The following is a 13941-nucleotide window of genomic DNA, read 5'->3' on the forward strand; positions in this document are numbered from 1 at the left end:
TGACCATAGCAAGTCGGTCCCACCCCTTCCCATCCCGAACAGGACCGTGAAACGACTTTGCGCCGATGATAGTGCTGCAACCAGTGTGAAAGTAGGTTATCGTCAGGCTAGTTATATGAAAAACCCCGCAGAGTGATCTCTGCGGGGTTTTTTGCTTTGGGCGCCTGTTTTGACTGCAGGACTGTTTCATCCAGCGCCGCTGATCAGCCGGTGAAACAGCGTGGACACAGGTGTCCACCCTACAAAACCCATCCCTTATAGCCAAACATTCACGTTGCAAACCTGGCGTACCGAACTAGAATGAAACCAGGTTCGCGTTCGGGGATCTGACATGAACACTCGAGGTATGCGCGCAGTGAAGCGTCTTGCTGTTGGCTTGGTGATTGCCGGCAGCCTGGGCGGATGCGTTGTCTACGGGCCACCTTACGCCGCGGCCTACGACCCCTACTATTACCCGAGCTATGGCTATGGCTATCCGACCTACGTCGGTCCTCCGGTCGCGCTGAATTTTGGATTCGGCTATTACGATCGCGGCGGCTATGGACACCGCCATGGCTATGGCAAATACCATGGCGGACGATCGTACGGCTGGCATGGACGAGGCGGTGGCTGGTCGCACCGTGGTGGAGGCTGGGGATACGGACGAGGCCGGCGCTGAGCCGGCCCGGTGAGAACGATTCAGGCGCCGTGCAGGCGCACGGCCGGCGTACTGGCGCGCTCGGCGTGTTCCCACAGGCGGTCGTGCAGCGGCAAGATGATCACGTTGCAAATCGGTTCGAGCACCGCAGCAACGCCGCCGATCGCCCAGGAGCCGGTCGTCACATACATCACAGTGAAAGCAACGCCGGCGTGCAAGAAAGTCTGGCTGAGCTTTTCGCCGGCCATTGCCACATAGCGCGCCTTGTCGTCACGCGCCATACGCCGGCGTTTCGCCCAGGCCGCCTCGTGGAAAGGGAGCAGCAGCACGTTGATGATCGGCTCCGCGATCACGGCCAGGCCGCTGAACACCGCCGAGCCCGTTACCGTGTAGGCAAGGGTATAGGCGATGGCCATGTGGGTGAGGACTTGGCTGAGGCGTTTGGCTGCGACGATCATGTACTGCTCCAGTTCTTAACAATCTGAAGCAAATGATAGTCATTCTCATCTATGAGATAAAGTAAATTGATTTAAGCGAGTCGATAGGCTTTATCTATCATTAGCGGACAAAGTCATCAAGCGCTCGAACAAGGGCTGGGCCGCATCCGCAATCCGGTCCAGGCTGGCCTCGCGCAACGCGGCAGTATCCACCCGGTGCTCGCTGCGTGCACCGGCCCAGCGCAGCAGGGCAGCGCCGGCATCCGGATGGTCGAACAAGCCGTGCAGGTAAGTCCCGAGGATCTGCCCGTCGGCCGAGCAGGCCCCTTCCGGCCGCCCGTCGATGCGGAACGCTGGCTTCTCCAGCGCCGTTCCCTGCGACTCGCCCATGTGGATCTCGTAGCCTTCCACGCGTGCCGTGCCCTCATCGAAGGCGCATACCCCGCTCACCCGGCACAGCCGCTTCTCTTGCGTCATCGTCGTCGCCAGGTCGAGCAGGCCAAGACCGGGCGACGTGCCCGCGCCGCCCTCGACGCCATGCGGATCGTCTACCACCTTGCCAAGCATCTGGAAGCCGCCGCATACGCCGATCACCTTGCCGCCGTAGCGCAGGTGGCGACCGATCGCGTCCGGCCAGCCCTGCTTGCGCAGCCATGCCAGGTCACCGCGCGTGTTCTTGCTGCCCGGGAGGATGATCAGGTCGGCGCCGGGTATCGTTTCACCGGCGCGCACGAAGCGGACATCGACGTCCGGATGGGCGCGCAGGGCGTCGAAGTCGGTGTGGTTGCTCATGCGCGGCAGGCTGGGCACCACCACCTTGAAAGCGCCGCGCCCGGTCTGGGCCGGCTGCACCGCATCCTCGGCGTCGAGATACAGCCCGTGCAGATAGGGCAGCACCGCCAGCACCGGCTTGCCGGTCTCGCGTTCGAGCCAGTCCAGGCCCGGTTCCAGCAGCCCGATATCGCCGCGGAAGCGGTTGATCACGAAGCCGGCGATGCGCGCGCGCTCGCTCTCGGATAGACAAGCCAGGGTGCCGACCAGGTGCGCGAACACGCCGCCGCGGTCGATGTCCGCTACCAGGATCACCGGGCAGTCGACCGCTTCGGCAAAGCCCATGTTGGCGATGTCGCGCTCGCGCAGATTGATCTCGGCCGGACTGCCCGCGCCCTCGACCACGATGCAGTCGTACTGCTTCCCCAGGCGCGCGTGCGATTCCAGCACCGCCGCCATCGCCACCGTTTTATAACGGTGGTAGTCGCGCGCGTTCATCTCGGCGCGCGCGCGGCCGTGGATGATGACCTGGGCGCCGGTGTCGCTCGACGGTTTCAGCAGCACCGGGTTCATGTCGGTATGCGGCTCGATGCCGGCGGCGATCGCCTGCAGCGCCTGGGCGCGCCCGATCTCGCCGCCATCCCGGGTCACCGCGCTGTTCAGTGCCATGTTCTGCGGCTTGAAGGGCGCCACGCGCACGCCGTGCCGTTTCAACAGGCGGCACAGCGCCGCCACCACCGTGCTCTTGCCGGCATCCGAGGTCGTGCCTTGCACCATTAGGGTCTGGAAGGGGAAGCTCATTTGCGGTGCTTGCGAGCTTCTTCCAGCTTCTCGCACATCACGGCGGCGCCGTCGATCATGCGCGGGCCGGCGCGGTTCAGCAGGTTGCCGTCCACCGTGAACAGGTTCTCGTTGCGCACCGCCGTCATGGTCGGGTACTGGCGCCACAGGTTCACGCCGCCGTAGTTCTTCTCGGCGGTGCCGAAGATGGCTTCCGGATCGGACTGCAGCACGCTTTCCAGCGTCACCACCGGCGCCGTCACCGGCAGGGTATGGAAGATGTTTTCGCCGCCGCACAGGCGCAGCGCGTCGGTGACGATGTGCTTGCCGCTGAGCGTGTACAGCGGCTTGTCCCACACCTGGTAGAAGGTGCGCACCGGCGAGCGGCCCGCATAGCGCTTGCGCAGATCGGCCAGGCGCGCGCGCAGCGCGGCCGCCACCGGCTGCGCCGCCGCCTCGGTGCCCATCAACCGGGCCAGACGCTGCAGGCTGTCGGGAATGCCTTCCAGGGTTTGCGGATCGCTCAGGTAGATCGGCACGCCGGTCCGGCGCACCAGCTCGATCTGGCGTTCCGAACTGCCGTGCATCCAGGCCACGATGAGGTCGGGCTTCAGCGCCATGATGCGTTCGACGTCGACCTCGCGGTTCGAACCGATGCGCGGGATGCGCTTGGCCGCTTCCGGATAATCGCTGTAGTCGACCGCGCCGACCACGCGCGCGCCGCCGCCGGCCGCGAACAACAGTTCGGTCGCATGCGGCGCCATCGAGATCACGCGCAGCGCCGGCTTGGCCAAGCTGACGTTGGTGCCGGCGTCGTCCTTCACGGTCACCGCCTGGGCCGCCTGGGCCATGATCAAACCGGCCAGCACGGCGCCCAGCCGCAGGTATCGTCGATTGCCAGCTTGGCTAGCGCGCCCCATGTTTTCCCTCATCCTTCGCTCCAGTTTTCCAGGGCGCGCGCAAGGCGCCGCCATTCGTCGTCGTTGGCAGGCAGGCCGAGCCGGATGCCGCGCGCCGCCTGGGTGAACAGGCGGCACCAGATGCCCTGCCTGGCCAGGTGTTCGTGAAACGCTTCCGGCCGCGCATGCGGCCACCAGTGGAACAGCGGCGTGCCGCTCGCCGCGATGCCGTGCGCGCCCAGCAGCGTGCGCATGTGCTCGCCCGCCAGCAGCAGGCGCGTTTGCGTCCGGTCCTGCCAGGTCCGGTCTTCGAACGCCATGCGCGCCACCGTTTGCGCGGGGCCGCTGACTGACCAGGGGCCGAGCAGATCGGCCAGTTCGGCCAGCAGCGCCGGATGCGCGCCGACAAAACCCAGGCGCAGGCCGGCCAGCCCGAAGAACTTGCCGACCGAGCGCAGCACGATCAGTCCCGGCTGGTCGCTGTCGGCGGCCACGCTCAGGCCCGGGGCCGTGTCGCCAAAGGCCTCGTCCACCACCAGCCAGCCGCCGCGCCGCGCCAGGCGCGCCGCCCACTCGCGCAGCTGCGGCGCGGGGACCGTGGCGCCGGTCGGGTTGTTCGGATTGCAGACCACCAGCACCTCGCAGGTATCGACCGCCTGTTCCAGGTCGGCATACGCCACCTGGCGCAGGCTGTGCCCGTGCCGCCCCCAGTGGTGCGCGTGCTCCGCATACGAGGGCGCGGCCACCACCACGCGCGAGGGCGGGCGCAAGCGCGGCAGGGCCTGGATCGCGGCCTGGGTGCCGGCCACCGGCAGCAGGGCCGGCGCGCGGTACCAGGCACACGCGGCGGCCACCAGGCCCGGATCGGGTTCGGGCAGCCGGTGCCAGGCATCCGGGGGCAGGGCCGGCGCCGGATAGCCCCAGGGATTGATGCCGGTCGAGAGGTCGACCCAGTCGTCGCGTCCGTAGCGCTGCGCCGCTGCGCGCAAATTGCCGCCGTGTTCAAGCATGGCCCGCTCCCCACACCAGCAAAGCCAGGGTGCAGACGGCGCCCAGCCACAACAAGGTAGTGCCCAGCACCAGGCGCCAGGCGCGCACGACATCGACCGGGGCCGCATCGCGGCCAAGGCCGAGCGGCGGGCGTTGCTCGACCACGCCGTCGTAGCGCGCCGCGCCGCCCAGCGCAATGCCGAGCGCGCCGGCGCCGCTGGCCATCACCGGGCCGGCGTTCGGGCTGCTCCAGGCCGGCGCCTGCGCGCGCCAGCAGCGCCAGGCGCGCCCGTGGCCGCCGCGCGGCGCCAGCAGCACGTAGCTCAGCGCCGTCAGGCGCGCGGGCACGAAGTTCAGCACGTCGTCGATGCGCGCAGCGGCGCGGCCGAACAGATTGAAACGCTCGCTGCGGTAACCCCACATCGCATCGAGCGTATTCGCGAGGCGGAACAGCAGCGCGCCTGGGCCCCCCGCGACCAGGAACCAGAACAGGGTGCCGAACACGGCATCGTTGCCGTTCTCGAGCAGCGATTCGGCGCCGGCCTTGGCCAGATCGGACGCGCTGGCGTCGCGCGTGTCGCGGCTGACGATGCGGCCGGTCAGGCGGCGTGCTTCGTCCAGCTCGCCGGCGCGCAGGGCGCGGAAGATGGGAATGGTGTGTTCGCGCAGGCTGCGCAGGCCGAGGGCGAAATACAGCAGGAAGGCGTGCAGCAGCATGGCCGCCGTATCCGGCAGCACCCATGCCAGGCATGCCGCCGCCAGCACCGGCGGCAGCACCGCCAGCATCCAGGCCAGCACGCCGCGCGCCAGGCGCCCGCTGGCGCGGTTGATGCGCGCCTCGAGCGCATGCGCCAGCCGCCCGAAGCCGACCAGCGGATGCCAGCGCCGCGCTTCGCCCAGCAGCAAGTCAAACGCCACGCCCGCCACCAGCAGCAGCGCCAGTTCGGCCAGCGGCAGGCCACTCAGCACGGCGCGCCCTTGAGCACCAGCGGCAGGCCGGCCGCCACCAGGATCACCCGGCCGGCGCGCGCCGCCACGTCCTGGTTCAGGCGGCCCGCCTCGTCGGCGAAGCGGCGCGACAGGGCGCCCAATGGCACGATGCCCATGCCGACCTCGTTCGATACCAGGATCAGTTCACCCGGCAGGCCGGCGTCCAGCAGTTCCAGCAGGGCGGCGCGTTCGTCATCGAAGCGCGCCGGCAGCAGCAGGTCGCCGGCTTCCGGCAAGGGTTCATCCCCGCACAGCATCAAGTTGGTCAGCCACAGGGTCAGGCAATCGACCAGCACCAGGCGCCCGGCCGTGCATTCGCGGCGCAGCAGCGCGGCCAGCGCCAGGGGTTCTTCCAGCGTGGCCCAGTACGCAGGCCGGCGCGCGCGGTGGTGTGCGATGCGGGCGCTCATTTCACCGTCGCCCGCGTGGGCCGTGGCCAGGTAGACCACGTCCTTGCCGGATTCGCGCGCCAGGCGCTCGGCCAGGGCGCTCTTGCCGGAGCGGGCGCCGCCCAGGATCAGGGTGGCGCTCATGGCGCCTTCCGTGTAAACAGGCTGGCCACCGCTTGCGGGTTCGAGGCGAAGTAGCCGTGGAAGTAGGACGCCGTCAGCGAGCCGACCTCGTACACCGCCTCGCCCTGGGTGCCGGAGGTGTTGCGCACCGTGTGCCGCGATGGCGCAACCGGCGTCTCCAGGCGCGAGTAATGAAAGGTGTGGCCGCGCAGCGTGCCGTCCGGCGTGTCCAGGGCCTGGGCGCCGAGGCCGGCCAGGCGCGTCCCCATCGTCACCGCGCCCGGCAGCAGCCCGGCCATCGGCCAGCAGCGCCCGTCGGGGTCGGTGAGTTCGTCGGCAAGCGCCATCATGCCGCCGCATTCCGCCACGATCGGCAGGCCGGCCGCGTGCGCCGCCCTGATCGATTCGCGCCAGCGTGCGGCCTGCGACAGCGCTTCGCCATGCAGTTCCGGATAGCCGCCGGGCAGGTAGACGGCATCGGCATCCGGCGGCAGCGCCTCGTCGGCCAGCGGCGAGAAATAGGTCAGCCGCGCGCCGAGGATGCGCAAGGTATCGAGATTGGCCGGATACAGGAAGGCAAAGGCGGCGTCGCGCGCAATGGCGATGGTCTTGCCGGCCAGTGCCGGTGCGATGGCCGGGCCATCCTGGGCCTCGGGTGCGGTCAAAGGCAGCGCATCCCAGGCGGCGGCGTCCAGCTGCAGTGCATCGGCCAGCGCATCGAGGTAGGCGTCGATCTGCGGCTGCTCGCCCGGCAGCACCAGGCCGAGGTGGCGTTCCGGCAGGCTCGCGGCCTGGCGCCCCAGGGAGCCGAGCAGCGGGATGTCGCGCAGCGAGCTGGCCACCATCTGGGCGTGGCCGGGGCTGGCGATGCGGTTGGCGATCACGCCGGCCAGCTGCACCGGGCCATAGTCGCGCAGGCCGCGCGCCACGGCGCCGGCGGTTTGCGCCATGGCCGAGGCGTCGATCACGGCCAGCACCGGCATGCCGAATTCGTTCGCCAGGTCGGCCGCCGAGGGCGTGCCGTCGTACAGGCCCATCACGCCTTCGACCAGCACAGCGTCGGCTTCGCGCGCGGCCTGGGCCAGGCGGCGCCGGCATTCGTCGCGGCCCACCATCCACAGGTCGAGCGTGTGGACCGGCGCGCCGCAAGCGCGTTCGAGCAGCATCGGGTCGATGAAGTCGGGGCCGCACTTGAAGACGCGCACGCGCTGGCCGCGCCGCACCAGGCTGCGTGCCAGGGCCGCGGTAACGGTGGTCTTGCCCTGGCCCGAGGAGACGGCCGCCACCAGCACCATGCGTGCGCCGCTTTGCAGGGTGCTTACCATTCGGTCCCCGCTTGCGCGCCGATGCCGGCGGCAAAGGCGTGCTTCACCACGTTCATCTCGGTGACGGTATCGGCCACGGCCACCAGTTCCGGCGGTGCGCCGCGCCCGGTGATCACCACGTGCTGCATCGGCGGGCGGTCGAGCAAATCCTCGATCACGCTGTGCACGTCGAGGTAACGGTACTTCAGGGCGATGTTCAGTTCGTCCAGCACCACCATGCCGATGGCCGGGTCGGTCAGGAAGCGTCTTGCCTGGGCCCAGGCTTCGGCCGCCTTTTCCATGTCGCGCTCGCGGTTCTGGGTTTCCCAGGTATAGCCTTCGCCCATCGCGTGGAAGCTCACCTCATCGGGGAAGCGGCGCAGGAACTGCTCTTCGCCGGTGGCGATCGCTCCCTTGATGAACTGGACCACGCCCACGCGCATGCCGTGGCCGAGGGCGCGCGCCGTCATGCCGAAGGCGCTCGAGCTCTTGCCCTTGCCGTTGCCGGTGTTGACGATGATGATGCCGACCTGCTTGTCGGCCGCCTCGATGCGGGCGTCGATGATGGCCTTCTTGCGCTCCATGCGCACGCGGTGGCGTTCGTTGAGCGCGGCCGTCTGTTCGGGTGTCATGTCGTTCATGGGAGGCTCCGGGTCCGCTGCGCCTCAGGGGCGGCGCAGGCGGTGCAGTTGATAAAGGAAGATGGGGGCGCCGATGATGGCGGTGACGGCGCCGACCGGCAGCTGCTGCGGCGCGACGATCGTTCGCGCCAGCGTATCGCACAGCACCAGGAAGCTGCCGCCGGCCAGCACCGCGGCCGGGATCAATACACGGTGGTCGGGTCCGAAGGCAAAGCGGCAGGCATGCGGCACGATCAGGCCGACGAAGCCGATCGAGCCGGCGCTGGTGACGGCGCTGGCGGTCAGGATGCCCGAGACCAGGAACAAACCGCGGCGCAGGCTGCCGACGCGCACGCCCAGCGTGACTGCCGCTTCCGCATGCAGGGCCAGCACGTTCATGCCGCGCGCGTTGCGCAGCGCGTAGAGCAGGGCGGCGCCCAGGACCAGCCAGGGCAGCAGCCGCACCGGCGCGCCGGCGACGTCGCCGATCATCCAGAACACCATGGTGCGCAGCCGGCCTTCGGGCGCGATCGACAGCATCAGGGTGATCAATGCCACGCACAGCGAGGAGATCACCACGCCGGTCAGCAGCAGGGTGGAGGTGCCGCCGCCGTGGCCGGCGCCGCCGCGCAAATCCTGGCGCGCCAGCGCATACAGCAGCAGCGAGACCACGATGGCGCCGGCGACGGCGGCCAGTTCGACCGTGGCCATGGCCGCCATCAGCATCAGCGCGGCCAGCGCGCCGACCGAGGCGCCGGCCGAGATCCCGAGGATGTAGGGGTCGGCCAGGGGATTGCGCAGCAGGGCCTGCATCAGCACGCCCGCCAGGGCCAGGGCGGCGCCGGTGGCAAAGGCCACCGTGGCGCGGCCGGCGCGCAGTTCCAGCAGCGAGGCGGCCAGCGTTTGCGGGCGCCCTTCGAACAATTCGCGCAGCGCCGCCGGCACGTCGGCCAGCCCCACCTCGACCGAGCCGGTCATGCCCGCATACAGCATGCAGGCGATCGCCACGAGCAGCATCGCCCCCGTGACCAGCAGGGCGCGCTGGCGCAGCGGCTGTAAGGATAGGGGCGGGGGCGGGCGGTTCATGGCGGTGCTTGGGTCAGCGGATACCGTAGCGCAGGCCGGCGAACCAGCTGCGGCCACCGGTGTTGTAGTTGCGGGCCAGTTCGTAGTCCTTGTCGAAGCCGTTGTTCACCCGTGCCAGCAGCGAGAAGTCTTCATTGATCTGCCAGCTCGCGTACAGGTTCAGCAGGCCGTAGCCACCGAGGCGGCGCAGGTTGGCGGCATCGTCGAAGCGCGCGCCCGACAGCACCCATTCGGCTCCGGCCTTCAGCGGGCCGGTCCCGTACTCGGCATTGAAGCTGGCGTGCTTCGCCGCGCGCCGTGCCAGGCGCTTGCCGCTGCCGTTGTCCTGCGGGTCGGACCAGTCGGCGCTGCCGCGCAGGCGCAGGGCGCCGATGCGGGTGCTGGCCGCCAGGCTCACGCCTTCCAGGGTGGCCGAGGCCACGTTGTAGGCGCAGCTGCCGGTGCGGCCGTCGCGCCCGTCCGGGCAGGGATTGGCCGAGACGATCATGTCGCTCAGGCGGTTGCGGTAGACGGTGGCGTCCAGCTGCACGGCGCGGCTGTCGTAGCGCAGGCCGAGTTCGGCGTTGCGGCCACGCTCGGGCTGGTTGGTGTCGACGCCATAGCCGGGGTAGTACAACTCGTTGAAGGTCGGCGCGCGGAAGCTCGAACCGATGCTGGCGGTGGCGCGCAAGCCGTTGCCGAAATTGTACCCATAGCCGGCGGCGCCGGTGTTCTTGTCGCCGTAGACGGAACGATCCTGGCGCGCGCTGATGTCGACCAGGTGCGGGCCGCGGCGCAGCGCGTAGGCGGCGGCGTACGAATTGGTGATGCGTTCGCGTTCCAGCGCGCGGGTGGCGCTGGATGCCACTTCTTCCTTGCGGTGGCTGTACAGCAGCTGCAGGGTGTCGCTGCCGAGCGTGATCGTGTTCTGCCAGGTGAATTCGTCCTGGCGGGTGTCGATCTGGCTGGCGCCACTTGCCGCTGCACTGGTGAAGCTGCCCAGCTTGTCCTCGGCGCGCGCCAGCTGCAGCGTGCTGCGCCAGTTCGGGGCGAACTGGTTCGACATGAAGACCGATGCCGTGTCCAGGTCCTGGCGGTTGTTGGTGTCGAAGCTGCCGGCGCCGCTGTCGTACTGGGCGCGCAGGCGGCTGTGCAGGAACTGGGCGCCCGCTTCATGGCCCGGTGCGATGGCGACCGCTACGCGGCCGTGGATGTTCGTGCGCCGGTAGCCGTCGTCGTCCGGGTTGTAGCCGGATGCGCCTGGCCGGGTGGCCGAGAAGCCGTCGGATTCGTCGTGGCCGGCGCCGAAGGCGTAGCTCACCGCGTGCTTGCCGCTGCTGGCGCCGGCGATGTGGGCGCTGGCCTGGCGCGTGGCGTCGCTGCCGGCGCCGATCGTGGCGCTGGCGTGCAGTCCCGCTTCGCCCTTGCGCGTGAAGATCTGGATTACGCCGCCGATGGCGTCGGCGCCGTACAGGGTGCTCAGGGGGCCGTAGACGACTTCGATGCGGTCGATGGCCTCGAGCGGAATGGCGTTCCAGCTGGCGACGCCGCTGGTCGAGGAGCCGATGCGCACGCCGTCGAGCAACACCACGACCTGGTTCGCATTCGCGCCGCGCAGGTAGACGCTGGTGCTGGCGCCGGCACTGCCGTTGCGCGTGATCTCGATGCCGGGCTGGCGCTGCAGCACGTCGGCCACCGAGCCGGCGCCGGAGCGCGCGATCTCATCGGCGTGGATGACCGTGGTCTGGGCGATGACGTCGGCGGCGCGCTGCGGCGTGCGGGCGGCGGTGACGACGACGGTGTCGATAGGCGTCGTAATGGATGCGGAATCGGCGCACGCGAAAGGCGCGGCCATGGCGAGGGCGAGCGACGATGCAGCCGCTTGCCGTGAAACGTGAGAAATCATAGAAGCCTGGTCGGACAACCAGCCCACGTCCCCGTAGGCCAGATTGAACAGAAGCGCATGTTCGATACGCTCCCACCTTTTGGCCGGTCTCCGGGCTGGCAGGTTGGGCCGTCCGACCTTCCCATGCCGAAGCACAGTGGTCTGGAGGACGGTTTGCCGCGTGAACGCGGTACCTGCTTACCGTTGCGGGGGCAGCACACGTTGGCTTGATGAAGCTTCGTGTTTCCCGTTTAACTGCGCCTGTGAACACGGGCGCGAGCACCAAAACGGCGTCATTATACGGCGATGTCAGCCGCCCAGCGCAAGCATTTCGCCGTAGTCGATGCGGTGAGGGGTGCGAGCCGCTTCCAGCGCGGCGGCCTCCAGCGGCAGGCCGGTGTGCAGGGCGCGCAGCAGGCGGATGGTGCCGGCGTGGCAGACGACCAGTGCCTCGGCGTAGCCTTCCTTGTATAGATCGTCGAGGAAGGCGGCCACGCGGCGCGCGACATCCAGCACCGATTCGCCGCCGCCGGGATGGTAGTGCAGCAGGTCGGCTGCCCAGGCGTCGACCTCGATGCGCGGGATGTCGTCCCAGCTGCGCAGCTCCCAGGCGCCGAAGTCCATCTCGGCCAGGCGCGCGTCGAAGCGCAGCTGCGGTGGATTCAATGCGCGGGCCAGGCTGGCGCATCGCTGCAGGGGGCTGCTCCAGGTGGGCAGGCCAGCAGGCAGGGTGGCGCGCACGCGCAGGAGTTCGGCGCTGTCGGCCGCGACATCGCTGCGCCCATAACAGAGGCCGGGATCGACTTCGGGGCGCGGATGGCGTACCAGCAGCAGGCGCATATGGTCAGGCCAGGCTCAGCCCAGCGCGGCGTGGCCGAGGCTGGCCACGATGACGAGGTAGATCGCCACTTCCGCCAGCTGCTGCACGGCGCCCAGGCAGTCGCCGGTGTAACCCTGCAGACGCGCCTGGAATTTACGAGCGAGCCAGAAGGTGGACAGGGCCGCTGCCGCGATGCAGGCCGCCAGCCAGGCCGGCGCGAGCAGGCCACTCGCCACCAGCACGGCGCCCGGCAGCAGGGCGGTCACTGCGGCGATGGCGAACTCCCCACTGTGCATCTGCTGGGCCATGGGCTTGGCCTTGCCCTGGTCGCGCGCATACGCCATGCGCCAGATCAGGCTGGTGGCGGCCAGGCGCGAGAGCGGATGCGCCAGGAAGAGGGCGACGATGGCGCTGCTTGGGGGCAGCATCGCCAGCGCCGTGCACTTCACGCCCAGCATGCAGACGATGCCGATCGCACCATAGGCGCCGACGCGCGAATCCTTCATGATCTCGAGCACGCGCTCGCGCGTCATGCCGCCGCCCAGGCCATCGCAGGTATCGGCAAAGCCGTCTTCGTGGAAGGCGCCCGTCACGTAGATCGAGGCGGCGGTGGACAGCACGGCGGCCAGCGGCGCCGGCAGCACCAGCGCGGCCAGGGCATACACGCCTGCCGCCACCGCCGCCACTACCCAGCCGACCAGCGGGAAGTAGCGTGAGGCATGCTGCAGCCATTCGGGCTGGAAGCCGACCCAGCGCGGGATCGGCAGGCGCGTGAAAAACTGCAGCGCAATGAAGAACAGGCGCAGCTGCTGCATTTAGTCGGACCGGGTGCTGACCTGGGCCGAGGAGAAGGTCGCCATCTCCGCCAGGAAGTTCACGGCCGCATGCAGCAGGGGCAGGGCCAGCGCGCTGCCGGTGCCTTCGCCCAGGCGCAGGTCGAGCTGCAGCAGCGGTTGCGCTTCTAGGCATGCGAGCATCTGGCGGTGGCCCTGCTCGTTCGAGCAGTGCGCAAACACGCAGTAATCGAGGATGGCCGGCTGCAGGCGGGCCGCCACCAGCAGCGCGCTAGTAACGATGAAGCCGTCGATCAGCAGCACCTTGCGCAGCGCGCCCGCCTGCAGCATGGCGCCGGCCATCATCGCGATCTCGAAGCCGCCGAAGGTGGCCAGCACTGCGAGCGGCTCGTCGACGCCGGCATGCTTTGCCACTGCCGCCTCGATCACGGCCTGCTTGTGGCTGACGCCTTCCGGCGTGAGGCCGGTGCCGGCGCCGACGCAGTCCGCTACCGGGATGCCGGCCAGCTTGTGCATCAGCGCTGCCGCGGCGGTGGTGTTCCCGATCCCCATTTCACCGAAGCCAACCACGTTGCCCGGCAGCGAGCGCGCCAGGTCCATGCCATGTTCCAGGGCGAGCGCGCATTCGCCGGGCGTCATCGCCGCCTCATGGGCGAAGTTGCGGGTGCCTGGACCGACCTTGCGATTAACCAGGCCGGCGCGTTCGCCGAAGTGGTGATTCACGCCAGCATCGACAACCCCGATCGCGCAGCCGTTCTGGCGGGCGAAGACATTGATCGCGGCGCCGCCAGCCAGGAAGTTCTCGACCATTTGCCAGGTGACTTCCTGCGGGTAGGCGGACACGCCTTCCGCCACCACGCCATGGTCGCCGGCGAATACCAGGATCGAAGGGGAGTCGATGGATGGCGTGACCGTGCCTTGAATCAGGCCGATCTGCCGGGCCAGGGCTTCCAGGCGGCCCAGGCTGCCGAGTGGCTTGGTCTTGTTGTCGATCGCGGCGGAGAGGGCGGCGGCAAGGTCGTCGTTACGGAGTGGTGCCAGTTCTGGGATACGCATCGCTGTTCTTATATAGATGAGTGGAGGCGGCGGCAAAGATAGCACACAGAAAGGCCCTTGCAACTCTGCAGTGGCTTTGCTATAGTTCGCCTCCTCGCGAAAACGACAACGAAATCAAGTAGTTGACGGTGACGCAGGAAGCCGCGGAAAACGCGGCGTAGCAAAAAAGAGAAGTTGACGAAGCAAGCGAAACACTGCATAATCTCACTTCTCTGCTGCTGACAAACAAAACGATTTGTCGAAACGCAGCAAGTAGTACCGAATAAGTTCTTTAACAATTAACAGTCGATAAGTGTGGGCGTTTGATGAAGGTGCCGGCTGACTAGTTCAGCTGATTACTTAAATTATCAAATGTTCGCACAAAAGAAATACGTTATCTCA

General features: G+C 68.4%; 14 protein-coding genes, 1 rRNA gene and 1 riboswitch. Of the genes, 2 read left to right on the forward strand and 13 right to left on the reverse strand.

Annotated elements, in window-relative coordinates:
* Both rrf and LK540_RS24840 read left to right on the forward strand, forming a co-directional pair.
* Positions 1-108 (forward strand): 5S ribosomal RNA (gene rrf, locus LK540_RS24835); the annotation flags it as partial.
* Between the two features lie 223 nt (positions 109-331).
* Positions 332-658, forward strand: a complete 327-nt coding sequence (locus LK540_RS24840) for a hypothetical protein (protein WP_229440083.1) — start codon at positions 332-334, stop codon at positions 656-658.
* Positions 659-678: 20 nt separating this feature from the next.
* On the opposite strand, the gene LK540_RS24845 is transcribed toward LK540_RS24840, so the two are convergent.
* The 13 genes from LK540_RS24845 to cobT form a co-directional block, all read right to left on the reverse strand.
* A complete protein-coding gene (locus LK540_RS24845) occupies positions 679-1095 on the reverse strand; it encodes a DUF2061 domain-containing protein (protein WP_229440084.1) in 417 nt (138 codons plus the stop codon).
* A 90-nt stretch (positions 1096-1185) separates the two neighbouring features.
* The gene (locus LK540_RS24850; RefSeq protein ID WP_229440085.1) at positions 1186-2646 is read right to left on the reverse strand and encodes a cobyric acid synthase; all 1461 of its coding nucleotides are present in this window, start codon (positions 2644-2646) and stop codon (positions 1186-1188) included.
* Positions 2643-3545, reverse strand: a complete 903-nt coding sequence (locus LK540_RS24855; protein ID WP_229440086.1) for a cobalamin-binding protein — start codon at positions 3543-3545, stop codon at positions 2643-2645. The genes LK540_RS24850 and LK540_RS24855 overlap by 4 nt, the downstream gene beginning before the upstream one ends.
* An 8-nt stretch (positions 3546-3553) precedes the next feature.
* Complete coding sequence (gene cobD, locus LK540_RS24860) at positions 3554-4534, reverse strand: threonine-phosphate decarboxylase CobD (protein ID WP_229440087.1); 981 nt, start codon at positions 4532-4534, stop codon at positions 3554-3556.
* Positions 4527-5483 (reverse strand): adenosylcobinamide-phosphate synthase CbiB, encoded by a 957-nt coding sequence (gene cbiB / locus LK540_RS24865; protein WP_229440088.1) that lies wholly within the window; start codon positions 5481-5483, stop codon positions 4527-4529. Before cbiB ends, cobD begins: the two co-directional genes overlap by 8 nt.
* Entirely contained in the window at positions 5477-6037 is a 561-nt protein-coding gene (gene cobU / locus LK540_RS24870) for a bifunctional adenosylcobinamide kinase/adenosylcobinamide-phosphate guanylyltransferase (RefSeq protein ID WP_229440089.1), read from the reverse strand. Before cobU ends, cbiB begins: the two co-directional genes overlap by 7 nt.
* Positions 6034-7341 carry a cobyrinate a,c-diamide synthase gene (locus LK540_RS24875; protein ID WP_229440090.1) on the reverse strand — a complete coding sequence of 436 codons (1308 nt, stop codon included), beginning with the start codon at positions 7339-7341 and terminating at the stop codon, positions 6034-6036. Before LK540_RS24875 ends, cobU begins: the two co-directional genes overlap by 4 nt.
* Positions 7335-7961, reverse strand: a complete 627-nt coding sequence (cobO, locus tag LK540_RS24880; protein ID WP_229440091.1) for a cob(I)yrinic acid a,c-diamide adenosyltransferase — start codon at positions 7959-7961, stop codon at positions 7335-7337. The genes LK540_RS24875 and cobO overlap by 7 nt, the downstream gene beginning before the upstream one ends.
* 24 nt (positions 7962-7985) lie before the next feature.
* Complete coding sequence (locus tag LK540_RS24885) at positions 7986-9026, reverse strand: iron ABC transporter permease (RefSeq protein ID WP_229440092.1); 1041 nt, start codon at positions 9024-9026, stop codon at positions 7986-7988.
* A gap of 13 nt (positions 9027-9039) precedes the next feature.
* Positions 9040-10860 (reverse strand): TonB-dependent receptor domain-containing protein, encoded by a 1821-nt coding sequence (locus LK540_RS24890; protein ID WP_229440093.1) that lies wholly within the window; start codon positions 10858-10860, stop codon positions 9040-9042.
* 114 nt (positions 10861-10974) lie between these two features.
* Positions 10975-11192, reverse strand: a riboswitch (cobalamin riboswitch).
* Positions 11193-11199: 7 nt separating this feature from the next.
* On the reverse strand, positions 11200-11730 hold the full coding sequence (locus LK540_RS24895) for a histidine phosphatase family protein (RefSeq protein WP_229440094.1): 531 nt from the start codon (positions 11728-11730) through the stop codon (positions 11200-11202).
* A gap of 15 nt (positions 11731-11745) precedes the next feature.
* A complete protein-coding gene (locus LK540_RS24900; protein ID WP_229440095.1) occupies positions 11746-12525 on the reverse strand; it encodes an adenosylcobinamide-GDP ribazoletransferase in 780 nt (259 codons plus the stop codon).
* Positions 12526-13560, reverse strand: a complete 1035-nt coding sequence (cobT, locus tag LK540_RS24905; protein ID WP_229440096.1) for a nicotinate-nucleotide--dimethylbenzimidazole phosphoribosyltransferase — start codon at positions 13558-13560, stop codon at positions 12526-12528.
* Positions 13561-13941 lie beyond the last annotated feature (381 nt).

The organism is Massilia sp. IC2-278 (assembly GCF_020708045.1).
GTDB lineage: Bacteria > Pseudomonadota > Gammaproteobacteria > Burkholderiales > Burkholderiaceae_D > Telluria.